At 71.9% G+C, this 15,906-nt stretch carries 15 protein-coding genes; 10 read left to right on the top strand and 5 right to left on the bottom strand.

The genetic code is table 11. The features are described from left to right. Positions 1-4: 4 nt before the first annotated feature. A complete protein-coding gene (locus ACFY3J_RS04325) occupies positions 5-205 on the bottom strand; it encodes a DUF397 domain-containing protein (protein WP_384182693.1) in 201 nt (66 codons plus the stop codon). Continuing rightward, entirely contained in the window at positions 202-1,062 is an 861-nt protein-coding gene (locus ACFY3J_RS04330; protein ID WP_384182690.1) for a helix-turn-helix domain-containing protein, read from the bottom strand. Before ACFY3J_RS04330 ends, ACFY3J_RS04325 begins: the two co-directional genes overlap by 4 nt. A gap of 167 nt (positions 1,063-1,229) precedes the next feature. On the opposite strand from ACFY3J_RS04330, the gene ACFY3J_RS04335 reads away from it, so the two are divergent. From ACFY3J_RS04335 to fabI, 6 genes are all read left to right on the top strand, one after another. Further along, complete coding sequence (locus tag ACFY3J_RS04335) at positions 1,230-1,703, top strand: ATP-binding protein (RefSeq protein WP_390840184.1); 474 nt, start codon at positions 1,230-1,232, stop codon at positions 1,701-1,703. 529 nt (positions 1,704-2,232) lie between these two features. Continuing rightward, the gene (locus ACFY3J_RS04340; RefSeq protein ID WP_384182685.1) at positions 2,233-3,147 is read left to right on the top strand and encodes a helix-turn-helix transcriptional regulator; all 915 of its coding nucleotides are present in this window, start codon (positions 2,233-2,235) and stop codon (positions 3,145-3,147) included. A 50-nt stretch (positions 3,148-3,197) separates the two neighbouring features. Beyond that, the gene (locus ACFY3J_RS04345) at positions 3,198-5,408 is read left to right on the top strand and encodes an McrB family protein (RefSeq protein ID WP_390840185.1); all 2,211 of its coding nucleotides are present in this window, start codon (positions 3,198-3,200) and stop codon (positions 5,406-5,408) included. Continuing rightward, a complete protein-coding gene (locus tag ACFY3J_RS04350) occupies positions 5,405-6,664 on the top strand; it encodes an McrC family protein (protein ID WP_390840186.1) in 1,260 nt (419 codons plus the stop codon). The genes ACFY3J_RS04345 and ACFY3J_RS04350 overlap by 4 nt, the downstream gene beginning before the upstream one ends. A 370-nt stretch (positions 6,665-7,034) precedes the next feature. Beyond that, on the top strand, positions 7,035-7,754 hold the full coding sequence (fabG, locus tag ACFY3J_RS04355; protein WP_390840188.1) for a 3-oxoacyl-[acyl-carrier-protein] reductase: 720 nt from the start codon (positions 7,035-7,037) through the stop codon (positions 7,752-7,754). A 5-nt stretch (positions 7,755-7,759) separates the two neighbouring features. Next, positions 7,760-8,527: an enoyl-ACP reductase FabI gene (fabI, locus tag ACFY3J_RS04360; protein ID WP_390840190.1), complete on the top strand. Its 768-nt coding sequence runs from the start codon at positions 7,760-7,762 to the stop codon at positions 8,525-8,527. A gap of 455 nt (positions 8,528-8,982) precedes the next feature. Here the strand turns inward: fabI and ACFY3J_RS04365 are convergent, their stop codons facing one another. Then, the gene (locus tag ACFY3J_RS04365; RefSeq protein WP_384182670.1) at positions 8,983-9,675 is read right to left on the bottom strand and encodes a FadR/GntR family transcriptional regulator; all 693 of its coding nucleotides are present in this window, start codon (positions 9,673-9,675) and stop codon (positions 8,983-8,985) included. An 82-nt stretch (positions 9,676-9,757) separates the two neighbouring features. Between ACFY3J_RS04365 and ACFY3J_RS04370 the strand changes: the two genes are divergently transcribed. The 4 genes from ACFY3J_RS04370 to ACFY3J_RS04385 all read left to right on the top strand — a co-directional run bounded on the left by ACFY3J_RS04370 (position 9,758) and on the right by ACFY3J_RS04385 (position 12,386). Beyond that, positions 9,758-11,113, top strand: a complete 1,356-nt coding sequence (locus ACFY3J_RS04370; protein WP_384182667.1) for a CynX/NimT family MFS transporter — start codon at positions 9,758-9,760, stop codon at positions 11,111-11,113. Between the two features lie 49 nt (positions 11,114-11,162). Further along, on the top strand, positions 11,163-11,282 hold the full coding sequence (locus ACFY3J_RS04375) for an SGM_5486 family transporter-associated protein (protein ID WP_263637344.1): 120 nt from the start codon (positions 11,163-11,165) through the stop codon (positions 11,280-11,282). A 252-nt stretch (positions 11,283-11,534) separates the two neighbouring features. Further along, positions 11,535-11,744: a hypothetical protein gene (locus tag ACFY3J_RS04380; protein ID WP_141362254.1), complete on the top strand. Its 210-nt coding sequence runs from the start codon at positions 11,535-11,537 to the stop codon at positions 11,742-11,744. Positions 11,745-11,867: 123 nt separating this feature from the next. Then, positions 11,868-12,386 (top strand): SixA phosphatase family protein, encoded by a 519-nt coding sequence (locus ACFY3J_RS04385; protein ID WP_390840193.1) that lies wholly within the window; start codon positions 11,868-11,870, stop codon positions 12,384-12,386. Between the two features lie 37 nt (positions 12,387-12,423). Here the strand turns inward: ACFY3J_RS04385 and serB are convergent, their stop codons facing one another. Both serB and ACFY3J_RS04395 read right to left on the bottom strand, forming a co-directional pair. After that, positions 12,424-13,632 (bottom strand): phosphoserine phosphatase SerB, encoded by a 1,209-nt coding sequence (serB, locus tag ACFY3J_RS04390; protein ID WP_390840195.1) that lies wholly within the window; start codon positions 13,630-13,632, stop codon positions 12,424-12,426. Between the two features lie 108 nt (positions 13,633-13,740). Continuing rightward, entirely contained in the window at positions 13,741-15,891 is a 2,151-nt protein-coding gene (locus ACFY3J_RS04395) for a streptophobe family protein (RefSeq protein WP_390840197.1), read from the bottom strand. Positions 15,892-15,906: the final 15 nt, after the last annotated feature.

Genomic DNA, 15,906 nt, shown 5'->3' on the forward strand with positions numbered 1-15,906 from the left:
GAACTCAGCCGTCCAGAGACGCTCCGGCTGCGAGTGCCGCGAACGCCGCCCAGGCAGTCGGCGTGACGACGAGAGGACGGATGCGCTTGTCCTTGGAGTCGCGGATGTGGACGGCCTCGGGGCGCACGGCGACCTCGACGCAGTTGTCGCCCTCGCTGCCGCTGTAACTGCTCTTGAACCAGTGCGGCTCATCGATAGTGCTCATAGCGCTCCTCGCATCTGTTCCAGCAGCTTCACGGTAGCCCGGCAGTCCAGGGCCTGTGAACGCAGCTTGCCATAGCGCTGGAGCAAGACGCTTACGTCCTTGGGCGCAGAGATCAACGTGCTTGACCGCTGTCCTTCGGTGTACCCGACCCACTGGTGAGTTGGTGTCTCGGCGAGGTACATCTGACCGTCGATGCCGCAGTGGTCCTCCTGGAGGCTGGGCATGACCTGAATCTCGACATTGCGCCGGGTGCCCATCTCAAGAAGGTGGTCGATGACCTGCCTGGTGACATCGCACCCTCCCATGCGCCGCACCAGGATGCTCTGCTCAATGACGAAGCTGAACGCGGTGTTCTGCCTGGTGGAGATGAGCTGCTGGCGGTCGAGCCGAGCTGCGACCTCGCGTTCGATCTGCTCCTCGGAGACAGGCGGCAAGCGCCGATCGAACACCGCCCGGATGTAACCCTCCGGCTGCAACAGCCCAGGAACCGCCCGGCACTCATACGCATACAGGGAGATCGCCTCCTCCTCGATCCCCGCCCACTGCCGGAACCACGACGCCAGCCCCGCCCTCCTCGTCAGACTCTTCGCCGCCGCAGTCAGGACCTTGACCGCGACCGGCCCCAAAACCTCCTCTGCCCGCGCGGGCAGGTCCGCCGGCGGGAACCGCTTCCCCTGCTCGATCTTGGCGACGTACGCGGCCGAGTACCGCACCCGCACCGCGAACTCCTCCTGTGTCAGGCCGGATTCCTCGCGCAGGGCCTTGAGGACCGCGCCGAAGGTCTTCAGACTGTCGGAGAGTTCCGCCTCCGTGCCGTTCGTGCCGCCGTTTCCGCCTCCGCCGTGGTCCGCCCTCATCGTCGCCTGCCTCCCGTGTCCGCGTCCTCACGCCTCGCTCAACCCCGCCCGACCCGCCCCGGGTCACGGGGAGTTACCCACCCAGTCCAGAGTGTGCACCGATACAGCCGTGCCTGTATGGATGTCGTCCCTGTTGAGGGACGGGAGCGGCCCGGAACGTTGGCCGCATGCCAACACCACGGGCCCAAGAGGCCGTAACCGTAAGTGTGTTCGCCCAGCGGTTCTCCGCCACGCGCCGGGGCGCACGCCTCGCCCGCAGACTCGGCACCCACCGGCTCGATCTGTGGCAGGTGCCCTACGGCAGCCCCGCCTCCGACACCGTCACCCTCGTCGTGGCCGAACTCGCCGCCAACGCGGTCCTTCACGGCCGCGTCCCGGGAAGCGACTTCGAGCTGCGGCTCACGTACGACCGGACCGCGGGCCTCGTCCGCGTCGAGGTGTCCGACACCCACCCGGGGCATCCGGAGCTCCCCGAGTCGGCGGCCCAGGCCTCCGTGGACGCCGACGGCGGCAGAGGCCTGTTCCTCGTGGAGGCCGTAGCCGACCGCTGGGGCGTGGACGGGCGGACGGGGCCGGGCAAGACCGTGTGGGCCGAGTGCGCGGTCCACGCTCCGGACGGCCCGTGTCCCGTTCAGCCGTAGTTGACGATCATCTTCCGCAACCGCCCGCTACGTGTGCTGAGTTGTGATTTCGGCCAGTGTCAGCAGTGCCGGGTAGGCTTGTCGGCCTGCCCGAGTTGACGGTCAGCTCTGCGACGGGCGAAAGCTTGTGGAGGCGTACGTGGTCGGACGCGAGATTGCTGCGGCGGACCATCCGAGCAAGGAGGTCAGGGCGGTCCTCAAGCGGCTCGTCGCCGACGGGTGGACGCTTGCGTCGGAGGCCCACTGGGGCACGCTGTACTGCCCGTGCCCGGACCATCACTGCACGGTGATCCGTGTGGGTGGCACGCCGAAGAATCCCGGCCAGGAGGCCCGTCGAATAGCCCGCAGGGCGAAGTGGTGCCCCCTGCCTCCGGACGACCCGCGTGCGGCCCTCCGCGGCGGTGTTGTCAATTGACAACACCATCGGGCTCGGTGAAACTTGAGTCTGTGGGGGTTCCCTGGAACGAGAGGCCGCAGATACCGGAACCAGGAAGAGAGAACAGGCATACGCATGGGGGACTGGGGTGTCATGGAGTATGAGTTTCACTTCGTCGTGGACGGGATCGAGGTGGACGACGACGAGGCCGTCGCTATCGTCCACGACACCTTCGACGGGGTACTGACCCGCCATCGTGGCCGCCACTTCCTGGACGTCTCCGAGAGCGGGGTCAATGCGATCGATGCGGCCCACCGCATCGTCGTACGCCTGCGCAAGTCACTGCCCGCCCTGAGGCTGCTGCGCACCGACCCCGACCTCGTCGGCGTCTCGGAGATCGCGGAGCGTGTCGAGCGTTCCCGGCAGAACGTCCAGCAGTGGGTGAGCGGCGAGCGGCGGCAGGACAAGCTGCCCTTCCCGGACCCCGAGGGGATCACCGGACGCTCGCCGGTGTGGCGCTGGGGAGACGTCAACGCCTGGCTCGCGCAGTTCGGCGAGGGTGACGAGGTGCACCCGCCCACCCGCGAAGAGGCCCTGACCATCGACTTCCTGCTGCCCAAGTGGCAGCGCACCCTGGACGACGGCCTCCCCCTGGTCCACTTCGTGGCCGCCGAGACCGGGGACGGCCGGGAGGGGGAACGCGAGACCGTCCAGCGACTGCTGGAGGGCACGCTGGCGCTGCCCGGCGTGCTGGAGCGGATCGCCGCGTTCCCCGTGCCCAGGACGGAGCGGCAACGGCTCACCGTCGTGTGCGCGGTCCTCACCGACCGGCTCAGCAGCGTGGTGTCCCGCATCGGCCACGACGAGGTTCTGGCGGTTCTCGCCTACCAGGGCGCGGAGAGCGAGCTGCATCTTCAGCCCGTCGGCACGGCGAAGGCTCCGGGCGCGGTCCCGGTTTCCAGCCTCGGTCTCGGCCGCGACGCCACGGTCGGCGACCTCCTGCTCGTCCAGACGAACGGCCCCGACGACATCCCGGTCACGCCGATCACCCCGGTCGGCCTGGACTGAGTCCGGACGCGGCCGTCACACCCCCCCGCACCCCGCGAAGATTGGACGCCGTGCCCAGCATCACGACCGTCGTCGCCAAGGCCCTGCACACCGCCGCGACCATCCTGCGGCGAGACGCTCCCCAGGACGGCATGATCTTCCGGGACCTGTGGGAGCGGGTTCTCGCCAGGAAGCCGGGGCTGGAGTCGGACTGGTTACAGGCGGTCGGCGAGTCCGGACAGGAGAACAACACTCCCTTCAAGGACTACGTGAACCGGAACGCGACCAACCTGGTCAAGGCCGGATGGCTGTACCGGGGCGCGCGCCGCTGGCAGCTGACCGGTATCGGAGTCGACGCCCTCGACCGCTGGCCCGACCCCGTCGACTTCTACCTCGATGCCTGTCGGCGCTACCGGCAGTGGGAGCGGCAGCAGCAGTTCGTCTCAGTCGCGATGACCGCGCTGGAGCAGCTTCCGGACGGGGGACACTGGGTAGCGCTGGAAGAGCTGGCCGCGGAATTCACCGTCGACCCCGACGTTCTGGGACCGGTGCTGCGTGGCGCGCGGACACCCGGCTGGTACCTGGCGCTGGGGGAGGACGGGCAGGCGGGCGCCGGACTGCCCATGTGGCCCTTCGAGCGCGACCAGTGGCGCACCTTGCTCGACGAGGAAGGACTGCTCGACCAGGGCCGCAGCAGCCTGGACACCGTCCGGGCCCTGCCCGACCGGCGGATGCCAGTCTGGGAGGCGATCTTGGCCGCCAAGCAACCACTCGAAGAGACGGCGGCCGACGAGGATGCTCCCCGCCAGCTCTGGATCGTTCGGGGCGTGGACGCCACCACCGGCGTGCCCCTCGTCCGGGGACCGTGGCGCGACGACTCGAAGGTCACCCTCGACACGGGCTTCCCGCCCCCGACCGCGGCGGCCCGGGACCTGGACAGTGTCCGCAGGGCCGTGGAAGCCGCCCTCCCCGCCACCGGACCCGCGCGCAGGGAGGCCGTCGCCCGGGAACTCGACGCCTTCCTCAACCGCATCCGCAAGGGCGACATCGTGCTGTCCACCGACGGCTTCGAGACGTACGTCGGAGTGGTCGACGGTCCCGCCGCCCACAGTGCGGAGCGGCTGGAGCGTCCCGTCGACTGGCGCAACCTGAACAAGCCCCTGGACTTCCTCAAGGACCTGCCCTCCGGACTCTCCAGTGTGGTCCAGGACGCGGACTCCCAGGTCCTGGAGGCCACCGAGTACGCAGAGACCGTTCTCGCCCTGATCGGCGACATGCCGCGCACCGCCCCGCTGCCCACGGGCCCGGCCGTCCTGCCCGACGCCACCGCCGAACTGGCCGAAGCGCTGCACATGCCTGACATGACCTGGCTCCAGGACTGTGTCGAACTCCTCCGCGCCACCCCGCAGCTGATCTTTCACGGGCCGCCCGGCACCGGGAAGACGTACACGGCGCTCGCCCTCGCCCGCCATCTGGCCGGCGCCTCCAGCGCCACGAACGTACGCCTCGTCCAGTTCCACCCCGCCTACGCCTACGAGGACTTCTTCGAAGGCATCCGCCCGCGCCTGGGCGGCGGCCAGGACGGCGACACGAGCGGCGGGCTCGCCTACGACCTCGTCCGGGGCCCGCTGCGCAAGCTCGCCGACGAGGCGGAGCGGCGCCCGGCCGAGGTGTTCGTCCTGGTCATCGACGAGATCAACCGCGGACACCTGGCCAAGATATTCGGCGAGCTGTACTTCCTCCTGGAGTACCGCAACGAGCGCGTCCACCTGCTGTACGGCTCCGACGACGGCCGCGGCTTCCGCCTCCCGCCCAACCTGTACATCCTCGGCACCATGAACACCGTCGACCGCTCGGTGGCCTACATGGACGCGGCCATGCGCCGCCGCTTCTCCTTCATGGAACTGCACCCCGACACCCCGCCGGTCGCCGGACTGCTGGACTCCTGGCTGCGCAGGCGGGCGGAGGAACGGGGCGAGGACCCGGCCGCGTACGACGACTCCCACGCCCGCCTCCTCGACGAGATCAACCGCCTCCTCGCCGACGGCAGCCCCGGGGACCGCTCCTTCCGCGTCGGGCCCTCGTACTTCATGCAGGACCTCGCCCACACGGGTGACGGCGCCCTCGAGCGTTTGTGGAAGACGCAGATCATCCCGCTCCTCACCGAGCACCACTGGGGCGACGGCACGGACGTGGAGTTCACCTACGGGCTGGACAAGCTGCGGGTACAGCTCGGCATCCTGCCGCCTTCAGGTGAGACCGCCGACTCCGAGGACTCGTGAGCCCCCGCCACACCCAGCCACGGGACTGCCGTGACACCGCCGCGCGCATCCGGCTCGCGGAGGGCGGTGGCTGGACGACCTGGGACCTCACCCCCGCCCAGGTCGCGACGCTCGCCGCCCACGAGGGCCTTGTCCACCTGCACCCCGAGACCGCCACGCGCTGGCGTGTGAAGGCCAAGGACCGTGTCGGCTCTGTACGCCTCGGCAGGGGCGACGGCGCCCTCCAGCTGACGATCACCCCCAAGGTCCCGGTCGACCGTCTCCTCCACCTCGTCTCCTACGCCCCCGAACGCGTCGACTTCGATCCGCGCCCGGTCACCGCCGACGCCCGCCCGGACCTCCTCCCGGCCCTCGCGCACGCCTTCGTCTCCGCCGCCGAACGCGCCCTGCTGCACGGCGTCCTCCACGACTACCGGGAGACGCACGACACGCTGCCCGTCGTCCGGGGCCGCATCCGCCACGCCGACCAGCTCCGCCGCAGACCGGGTGTCCCCGTACCCCTGGAAGTCGCCTACGACGACCACACGCCCGACATACCGGAGAACCGCCTCCTCCTCGCCGCGGCCCGCCGTCTCCTACGCGTGCCCGGCCTCGACCCGGCCCCGCGCTCCGCCCTCCAGCGCCTCACCGCCCGGCTCGACGGAGTCCGGCTCCTGCCCGCCGGGGCCCCGGTACCCCGGTGGGCCCCCGACCGGCGCAACGTCCGCTACGCCCACGCCCTCGTCCTCGCCGAACTCGTCCTGCGCGGCGCCTCCTACGAACTCGGCGACGGCCGCGAGATCGCCGTCGACGGGATGCTCGTGACCATGTGGCGCCTCTTCGAGGCCTACCTGGCCCGCGCGGTCGGCGAAGCCCTGCGCCTGCGCATCGCGGGCAGGCCCGAGCCGCAGGACCGGAACTTCTCCCTGGACGTCGCGGGCCGGCACGTCCTCAAGCCCGACCTCGTGCACTACCTGCCGTCGCCGCGCGACGGGGCGATGCGCCAGGCCGTCGTCCTGGACGCCAAGTTCAAGACCAGACCGCAGCGGGGCGACCTGTACCAGATGACTGCGTACTGCGTACGCCTCGGTCTCGCCGAGGGGCATCTCGTCTACGCCTCCGGCAGGCCCGGAGTCGTGGAGGTGCCGGTGGGGGAGGGACGGCTGCGGATCTGGCGGCACGTCGTCGACCTCGCGCGTCCCTGGCGGGACCTGGCCTCGGACATCGACAAGCTCGCCGAATCGGTCGACGCCGCGCGCAGCAGTGGGGCAGTGTGAAAGCGACGGTGTCCCCGAAGCCGGAAGCCGGAAGCCGGCGCGGTCTTCGGCGCTGCTGATCCCTCGGGCTTTCGGCCGTCACGGTCCGCGGAGGGTGACGACCCGGCGCTCCGGCTGAACGCCGACGGAGTGTCGACCGCAGGATGCTCGAGTTGGCTCGTGCCGAGGGGCTGTCCGCTCACGCCCCCGGACTGGCGGACCAGGGCCGCACCGACTGTAGGAACCCGACAGGAGCCGGGGAGAGCCACTGTCGGTGCCCGATTGCCCGGTGGCGTGGCCGGACCGATAGGTTTTCGGTGAAGCCGCCTGTCATCGAGGTGTTCGGGCGGGTTGTCGGAATGCTTCAGACCGCTATCGAAAGGGTGATCCGTTGAGCCGCTCGGTTCTCGTCACCGGAGGCAACCGGGGGATCGGCCTCGCCATCGCCCGTGCGTTCGCCGACGCCGGCGACAAGGTCGCCATCACCTACCGTTCGGGGGAGCCGCCGGCCGCCCTCAAGGAAATGGGCTGCCTCGCCGTCAGGTGCGACATCACCGACTCCGAGCAGGTGGAGCAGGCCTACAAGGAGATCGAGGCCGTGCACGGCCCCGTCGAGGTCCTCGTCGCCAACGCCGGCGTCACCAAGGACCAGCTCCTGATGCGCATGTCCGAGGAGGACTTCACCTCGGTCCTCGAGACCAACCTCACCGGCACCTTCCGGGTCGTCAAGCGGGCCAACCGCGGCATGCTGCGCGCCAAGAAGGGCCGTGTCGTGCTGATCTCCTCGGTGGTCGGTCTGCTCGGCTCGGCGGGCCAGGCCAACTACGCCGCCTCCAAGGCCGGCCTGGTCGGCTTCGCGCGGTCCCTCGCCCGTGAGCTGGGTTCGCGCAACATCACCTTCAACGTCGTCGCCCCCGGTTTCGTCGACACCGACATGACCCGGGCGCTCTCCGACGAGCAGCGCGAGAACATCATGGGGCAGGTGCCGCTCGGCCGGTACGCGCAGCCCGAGGAGATCGCCGCGGCGGTGCGGTTCCTCGCCTCCGACGACGCCTCGTACATCACTGGAGCCGTCATTCCCGTTGACGGCGGACTGGGAATGGGTCACTGATCACCATGAGCGGAATTCTCGAGGGCAAGCGCATCCTGATCACCGGTGTGCTGACGGAGGCCTCCATCGCCTTCCACGCCGCCAAGCTGGCCCAGGAGCAGGGCGCCGAGGTCATCCTCACCGCCTTCCCGCGGCCCACGCTGACCGAGCGCATCGCCAAGAAGCTGCCGAAGCCCGCCAAGGTCATCGAGCTCGACGTCACCAACGACGAGCACCTGGGCCGTCTGGCCGACGTCGTCGGCGAGGAGCTCGGCGGCCTCGACGGCGTCGTCCACTCCATCGGCTTCGCGCCGCAGGACGCGCTCGGCGGCAACTTCCTCAACACGCCGTTCGAGTCGGTCTCCACCGCCATGCACGTCTCGGCGTTCTCCCTGAAGTCGCTGACCATGGCCTGCCTGCCACTGATGCAGAACGGCGGCTCGGTCGTCGGCCTCACCTTCGACGCCCAGTACGCCTGGCCGCAGTACGACTGGATGGGCCCGGCCAAGGCCGCCCTGGAGGCGACCAGCCGCTACATGGCGCGCGACCTGGGCAAGCAGAACATCCGCTGCAACCTCATCTCCGCGGGCCCGCTCGGTTCCATGGCCGCCAAGTCCATCCCGGGCTTCAGCGAGCTGGCCTCGGTGTGGGACACCCGCGCCCCGCTGGAGTGGGACCTGAAGGACCCCGAGCCGGCCGGCCGGGGCATCGTGGCCCTGCTGAGCGACTGGTTCCCGAAGACCACCGGCGAGATCATCCACGTCGACGGCGGTCTGCACGCCATCGGCGCGTGACGCCGCGCCGCTGAACTTCAGCGACGTTCGAGGGCCCACACCCCGGGGGTGCGGGCCCTCCGCCGATTCTGCGTCCGCGGTGCAGCCCCACTGACCGTGGCCGTCGCTCTCGCGCTGCCGCCGCCGCAGTACGGGCCGTCGCCGCGTGCGCGTGCCGCTGGTCCCGATCGCCACGGCCGTGGTCGTCGCGGTGACGCCGCGCACGTGTGCGCGTGCGTGCCGGTCCGCCCGTGGCACCGGAGTCGTCCGGCGCCGGCCGCCGCGTCACCGTCTCCGGCTCCCAGGTGACCGCCTACTGACACACCCCGTGTCCCGGGACCGACCGCCTCGGCCCGCACATCGAGTGCGACCGGTGGTGGAACCTCGACAGCGAGGCCTCACCGGTGGCCGCGGGGCCCGCGCGGGCCGTCCGGACGACCGGCCGCTGCCGGAAGGAGGTGTGCGCTCGGGCCGGGTCACCCGCCGGCAGGAGAAGTGAACCGGCCCGTACGGCACAGCAGCGGATAGCTCGCGGCCTCGGCGGCGGCCGTCTCGGCGTCGCCCTCGCGGATCGCGTCGAGCAGCCGGGTGTGGTCCATGTACGTGTCCGGCGTCAGCTCCGCGCCGACGTCCGCGCGCAGCCAGTCCCGCAGCACCTCGCCCAGATCCGCGTACGTCGCCGTCATCACGTCGTTGTGGGACGCGGCCACCACCGCCAGGTGGAACGTGGCGTCCGCGGTCACGAACGCCTCCGTGTCACCGGACTCCCAGGCCTGCTCGCGGCGCAGGAACTGCGCGTGGAGCTGCTTGAGGTCCTTCTCGGTGCGCCGCTCTGCGGCCAGCCCGGCCGCGGCCGACTCCAACGCGGAACGCAGTTCGGCGATGTGCCGCGGATCGGCCTCGGCGAACCTGCGGTGCATCACGCCCGCCAGCTCGCTGGTCGCCACGACGTACGTGCCCGAACCCTGGCGGATGTCCAGCAGGCCGTTGTGGGCCAGCGCCCGGACCGCCTCGCGGACCGTGTTGCGGGCCACACCGAGCTGCTCCACCAGCTCCGGCTCCGTCGGGATGCGGGAGCCGACCGGCCACTCGCCCGTGGTGATCTGGCTGCGCAGGGCGGCGATGACCTGTTCGGACAGCGCCGACCGGCGTGGATGGGTCAGTGGCATGGCACACCTTCGCACGCGGGACCCGGGGGCAGGGCCCCGAGACGTCGACAACCAATCATCCCATCATTCTATGATGGCTCCCATGCCACGCGAGGAAACGACCCGCACGACGACACCGACAACCGAGCGCATCCCGGCCGCGACCACCGGTTCCCGGGACGTCCCGGAGCCGGAACCGCACGGACGGCGAGCGTCCGGTGGCGGCGCCACGCGCGCGTGGACCACGCGCCTGGTCGTCGTCGGCCTCGTCCTGTCCGCGCTGAACCTCCGCCCCGCCATCACCAGCCTCGGCGCGCTCCTGGAGGAGGTGCGCCACGGGCTCGGCATGAGCGGCAGCGTGGCCGGAGTGCTCACCTCCGTGCCCCCGCTCTGCTTCGCCGTCTTCGGCGTCATGGCACCCCGGCTGGCCCGCCGCTTCGGACCAGCCGCCGTGGTGTGCTCGGGCATGGTCGCCATCGCCGCCGGACTGGCGATACGGCCCTACGTGGGCAGCACGGCCGCATTCGTCGCCGCCAGCGCGCTGGCCCTCATGGGCATCGCCGTCAGCAACGTCCTGATGCCGGTCATCGTCAAGCGCTGGTTCCCCGACCGGGTCGGCACCATGACCGGCCTGTACTCGATGGCCCTCGCCCTCGGCACCTCGGCCGCCGCCGCGGTGACCGTGCCGCTGACCGGGGCGCTCGGCGGCAACTGGCGGTCCGGACTCTCCGTGTGGGCCCTGCTCGCCGCGGTGGCGGTGCTGCCGTGGCTGCCGGTGGTACGGGACCGGTCCCGTACCACCACGCAGGCGCCGGCCCACACCGGACCCGCGTCCGGGGAAACGGCCCGGGCGCGGGAGGCGCAGGCCCCGGCGCTGCGCATCGCCCGGAGCCGTACCGCCTGGGCCCTGGCCGTCTTCTTCGGACTCCAGGCCACCGCCGCCTACATCACCATGGGCTGGATGGCACAGATCTTCCGGGACGCTGGCGTCCCCGCCGGCAAGGCCGGACTGCTCCTCGCCGTCACCATGGCGATGGGCGTGCCGCTGGCCTTCGTCATCCCGCGCCTGGCCACCCGGCTGCCCCACCAGGGCCCGATCGTGCTGGTGCTCGGCGTCTGCGGCCTGGTCGGCTACGCCGGTCTCTATCTCGCGCCCGCCACCGGCTCCTGGGCCTGGGCCCTGCTCCTCGGCATCGCCAACTGCGCCTTCCCGCTCGCGCTCACCATGGTCGGCATGCGGGCCAGGACCGGTCCGGGCGTGGCCCAGCTGTCCGCGTTCGCGCAGAGCACCGGCTACCTGATCTCCATCCCGGGTCCGCTGCTGGTCGGCGTGCTGTACCAGAGCAGCGGCGGCTGGGGGCTGCCCATCGCGCTCATGGCCGGACTGATGGTGCCGCAGATGGTGGTCGGCTACGTGGCGGGCCGCGACCGCACGGTGGAGGACGAGGCGGCGCGCTGAGGCGGCCCCGCGGGCCGCGTTCCGGGCGAAGGGTGCGAGACTGGGGCGCATGCAGCCTGTGCTCGACCCGAACCCGAAGGACGGCCAGAGGAAGATGCTGTTCGTCCTCGGCACGTTCTTCGCCATCTTCGTGATCATCGCCATCGTCGCCACCCTCGCGGCGCCGTGACCGACCCGCCGCCGCGGCCCGCGCCGCGGCGGCGGTCGCCTTTCCCGCGCAGTATGTGCGTCCTGTGACGTCCGCCCGTCGGTGAGGCTCGTCCTCGGGGTCGATGGTGGGGTTAACCCCCCATCCCCTAGGGGGTGAGGGTCAGGGGCAAGTGGGTGGATCACCGGATGGGCCGGGGAGCGCGGATTCCGTAGCTTCGAGATGTGACCGCGAGAGGCGGTCCACGGACCTCGGAGACCAGCGGAGGCGATCATGTCGGCGCGTACGCACACCCGGCCCCACCCGGCGACCACGGGCGCCGGCGTCGACTCCCGGCTGCCGTGGTGGGCCCTGGCCCTGCCGGTGCTGGCGTTCGTCGCGCTGCTCCTCCTGATACGCAACCCGGCGGACGCACAGGCGGCCTCCGGCGACCCCGCGATCACCCAGATGTTCCGGCACGCCCGGGAACTGCTCGCCCGTTGACGCCCCACGGAGGCGGCCCGGACGCCGTCCCCGGCTCACGGCCCCCGGGCCGCCCGCTCCGCCCGAGAAGGCGCATGTCAACTCCCTGCGCCCCATGGCCTGTTTCATGCGAAGCTGGGACGCATGAGCGTCGCAGAACCCCGCAGGATTGTCCTTTTCCGGCATGCGAAAGCCGACTGGCCGCAGGTGACCGACCACGAACGACCACTCGCCGAGCGGGGCCGCAAGGACGCCGCAGTCGCCGGCCGTAAACTGGCCGACGCCGGTGTCCCCTTCGACCTGGCCCTGTGCTCGACCGCGACCCGAACCCGCGAGACCTGGAAGCTCGCCGTCCACGAGTTGCCGCATCGGCCGAAGACGGTCTACGAGGAGCGGGTCTACGACGCCTCGCCCGGCGAGCTGATCACCGTGCTCAACGAGACGCCGGACGATGTGCGGAGCGTGATCCTCATCGGCCACAACCCGGGCATCCGGGGCCTTACCGAGGTGCTGTCCGGTTCGGCCGAGGGCGACGCCCGCGAACGGATGAGCCGCCGTGGATTCCCGGCCGCCGCGTTCGCCGTGGTGTCCTTCGACGGCTCCTGGAAGGCCCTGGAGCCGGGTGTGGCCACACTGCTCGACTACTGGGCGCCGTCGGAGTAGTCCGACGGCGGTGCGGGAGGCGGCCGGCGCGGACCGCTCAGCTCTCCTCGTGCGCGTCCGCCGCCTCGACCTCTTCGCGGGTGACCCCGAGCAGGTAGAGGACGGTGTCGAGGAACGGCACGTTCACCGCCGTGTGCGCCGCCTCCCGCACCACCGGCTTCGCGTTGAAGGCGACCCCGAGACCGGCCGCGTTGAGCATGTCCAGGTCGTTCGCGCCGTCACCGATCGCGACCGTCTGCGACAGCGGAACGCCCGCCTCGGCGGCGAACCGGCGCAGCAGCCGCGCCTTGCCCGCCCGGTCGACGATCTCGCCGGTGACCCGGCCGGTCAGCTTCCCGTCGACGATCTCCAGGGTGTTGGCCTGCGCGAAGTCCAGCCCGAGCCGTTCCTTCAGGTCGTCCGTGACCTGAGTGAAGCCGCCCGATACGACACCGACCTGGTAACCGAGCCGCTTGAGCGTACGGATCAGGGTGCGCGCGCCCGGCGTCAGGCGCACCTCGCTGCGCACCTTGTCCACCACGGAGGCGTCCAGCCCCTCCAGCAGTGCCACACGGGCGTGCAGCGACTGCTCGAAGTCCAGCTCGCCGCGCATCGCCGCCGCCGTCACCTCGGCGACCTTGTCCTCGCAGCCGGCGTGCCCGGCGAACAGTTCGATCACCTCGTCCTGGATGAGCGTGGAGTCCACGTCCATGACGACCAGGCGCTGGGCTCGCCGGTGCAGGCCCGCCCCGACGACCGCGACATCGACACCGAGTGCCGCGGCCTCCGTCGCGAGAGCGGTGCGCAGCGGCTCCGTCTCCACGCCGGACACCGCGAACTCCACCGCCGTCACCGGGTACTTGGCCAGCCGGAAGATACGGTCGATGTTGCCGCCGGCCCGGGTGATCCGCGCGGCGATCCGAGCGGTCGCCTCCGCGGTGAGCGGGTGGCCGAGAACGGTGACCAGGGAGCGCCCGAGGCCGCGTGGCCGGTTGTCGCCGTGGCCGGAGATGATCTCCGCCTGCATCTTCATCGACTCGGCCCAGCTGTGCACGGTGGCCCGCAGGTCGCCCTCCAGCGCGGCGGGCGGCTGGGTGACGAGCGCGCACAGCACGATCCGGCCACGGGTGACGACCTGCTCGATGTCGACCACGTCGACGGAGTAGGCGGCGAGGGTGTCGAAGAGGCCGGCCGTGATGCCCGGCCTGTCCTTCCCGAAGATCTTGACGAGAAGGGTGGGATCGGCAGAGGTCTGCGAAGCGCTCATGGTGCTTCCACCGTATCCGGCACCCAGTGCCCGCTGCCCCTCAGGTCCGCCTGACGGACAGCGAACAACAGGTGTCCACCGGACGACGGTCTCCCCACCGTCCGGTGCTCACTTCCTCGGAGACCGTGGCGGCCTGGGCGGAGGCGGCGGAGGCGGCGGCCCCTCGTCGTCCTGCGCGCCCGGGGGCCGCTTCGGCGGCCGCGGAGGCGGGAGGGGCCGCACAGGCCCGACCACCGTCGGCGCCCCGTACACGTCGTCCCCCGAACCCGCCGGCCGTTCCTGCCCACCGCCGGATCCGCCCGCCCCGCCCGGCTCGGCGGGCTTCGCCCAACCGGACTGCCTGTGGCTGTCGGGCGGACGGTGGCCCGCCGGATCGGCGTCCTGCCGGTCTCGCGGTCCACCCGAGGCCGCCGGCCGGTCTCGCTTGCCGCCTGGCCGGCCTGCTCGGCCCGGCCCTTCCGGCTCGGTGGACTCTGCCCGGCCGGACTGGCCTCGGTCGTCCTGCGGACCCGGCCGAGCCCACCCGCCGCCGCGTCCGCCGCGTTCACCCGCCTCGGTGGGCTCCGCCCCGCCGTACCGCGCTCGGCCGTCCGGCAGGCCTGCGTCCCGTGGGCGGGTCTCCTCAGGACGGGCGTCCTGTGGGGCCCGCATTTCGTCCGGCAGGCGCAGGTACGGGTTGGTGGACGGGTTCGGTGGGCGGTACAGCGTCCCGGGTGTGTAGGGGGTCCCCGATGCGTAGGGGCCGGGTCCGCCCGTACGGCCGGGCTGTCCGGCCTCGTTCGTGGCGGTCCGTATCCGGTGACCGGCTTCCTCCGCGGCCCAGGCCGCCGAGGCGTCCCCTTCCGCGACGGCCTTGTCACCCCGTGCCAAGGGCGCCGCGCGGCGGCCGGCGGCTCCGGTCGCGCTCGCCAGCAGGGCGCCCACGGCGCCCGCTCCGGCCCCCCAGACGGCGCCGAGCAGCAGCGCCGTGCCCGGATGCCCGCGCAGTTCCACCCCGGCGCCGAACGCGTCGAAGCCGAGGACGGACAAGGACGCGTCCACCGACACCTCCGCCAGCCACGTGAGCAGCGGCAGCGCCAGGGCGGTGGCGACGCCCAGCCGCAGCGCGCACCGCCCCGCGAAGCCGAGGGCGCCGCGGCCCGGCGCCGGCCCCACCGGCGTCCGTACCGCCGTCAGCACCCCCGCCAGCAGCATCGCCAGCGCCGCCGCGACGCCCAGCAGCCACACCCGGCCGTCCAGGTCGGCCAGACGGGACAGCGTGACCGGCTGGTCGGAGTGCGCCGTCAGCAGCCTGCCCAGCGGGTCCGGCAGGAGCCCGGTCAGTTCGCCGGTCGCCCTGCCCTCCCAGGGGACGAAGAGGCCGATCGTGATGCCGAGCCACACCCCGTCGGGGGTGCCGAGCAGCGCCGCGCCCGCGATGCGCCGGGGGTGGTCGTCGCCGGCCGCCGCGTACGCGGCCGCCGCGAGACCCGCCGCCACGGCGACCATCAGCACCGTGACGAGCGCCGACACGGCGGGCCGCACCACCCGGTGCACGGCCTCCCAGCCGCGCGGCAGCGGCGTGCGGCGCGAGGCGAGCAGCGCGATCAGCAGGACCCCGGCCGACCAGGCGAGCCCGCCCAGCAGGGTCGGCCCCGTGTCGACGGTGAAGCCGACCGAGGCCTTGGCGTCGATGAGCCTGCCGATGCGGTCGGGCAGGAGCCCGCCGATGTTCCCCAGGTCGCCGAGCCCCGGAATGCTCACGCCGCCGGATCCCGCGCCGCCCGGCAGCCTGCCGAGCCCGAGCGCGCCCCCGTCGATCGTGACGACGTCGTGGCCGGCCCAGGCCAGCCCGCCCAGCACCGCCACGAACAGCGCCACCACCGCGCCCGCCCGAGCCAGGAGTTCGGCTGGGGCGATCACAACTCCCGCCGCGCGCAAGGACCGTAGGAAGAACCACGACAGCAGCAGCGCACCGACCAGGCTCACCCCGAGTGGCGTGATCTGGAGGGCGGTGTGCGCCTCGGCGCCTTTCAGGCCGAACGCGGACACATCACCGGACGGCGTGACCGAACCACCCGCCCCAAGTGCCACCACCGCGGCGGTCATCGGCCCGAGCGAACCCGACGCGTCGGCCCGCAGCAGATGCAGACCGAGCGCGGCCGTGCCCGCCATGCCGATCAACGCCCAGCTCACGGAGGCGATCGCGGACAGCAGCACGTCGAGCCACGGCAGGCGCGCATCGTGCCTCGCGGTTCCGACGTCCGTGGCAGCGCTCATGGCAGACCCCCCGAT

Source organism: Streptomyces sp. NPDC001231, from assembly GCF_042896885.1.
Taxonomy (GTDB): domain Bacteria; phylum Actinomycetota; class Actinomycetes; order Streptomycetales; family Streptomycetaceae; genus Streptomyces.

Coding starts and splice junctions, on each gene's coding strand:
- ACFY3J_RS04325 (WP_384182693.1), bottom strand. CDS start 205: ATGAGCACTATCGATGAGCCGCACTGGTTCAAGAGCAGTTACAGCGGC.
- ACFY3J_RS04330 (WP_384182690.1), bottom strand. CDS start 1,062: ATGAGGGCGGACCACGGCGGAGGCGGAAACGGCGGCACGAACGGCACG.
- ACFY3J_RS04335 (WP_390840184.1), top strand. CDS start 1,230: ATGCCAACACCACGGGCCCAAGAGGCCGTAACCGTAAGTGTGTTCGCC.
- ACFY3J_RS04340 (WP_384182685.1), top strand. CDS start 2,233: ATGGAGTATGAGTTTCACTTCGTCGTGGACGGGATCGAGGTGGACGAC.
- fabI (WP_390840190.1), top strand. CDS start 7,760: ATGAGCGGAATTCTCGAGGGCAAGCGCATCCTGATCACCGGTGTGCTG.
- ACFY3J_RS04365 (WP_384182670.1), bottom strand. CDS start 9,675: ATGCCACTGACCCATCCACGCCGGTCGGCGCTGTCCGAACAGGTCATC.
- ACFY3J_RS04370 (WP_384182667.1), top strand. CDS start 9,758: ATGCCACGCGAGGAAACGACCCGCACGACGACACCGACAACCGAGCGC.
- ACFY3J_RS04375 (WP_263637344.1), top strand. CDS start 11,163: ATGCAGCCTGTGCTCGACCCGAACCCGAAGGACGGCCAGAGGAAGATG.
- ACFY3J_RS04380 (WP_141362254.1), top strand. CDS start 11,535: ATGTCGGCGCGTACGCACACCCGGCCCCACCCGGCGACCACGGGCGCC.
- ACFY3J_RS04385 (WP_390840193.1), top strand. CDS start 11,868: ATGAGCGTCGCAGAACCCCGCAGGATTGTCCTTTTCCGGCATGCGAAA.
- serB (WP_390840195.1), bottom strand. CDS start 13,632: ATGAGCGCTTCGCAGACCTCTGCCGATCCCACCCTTCTCGTCAAGATC.
- ACFY3J_RS04395 (WP_390840197.1), bottom strand. CDS start 15,891: ATGAGCGCTGCCACGGACGTCGGAACCGCGAGGCACGATGCGCGCCTG.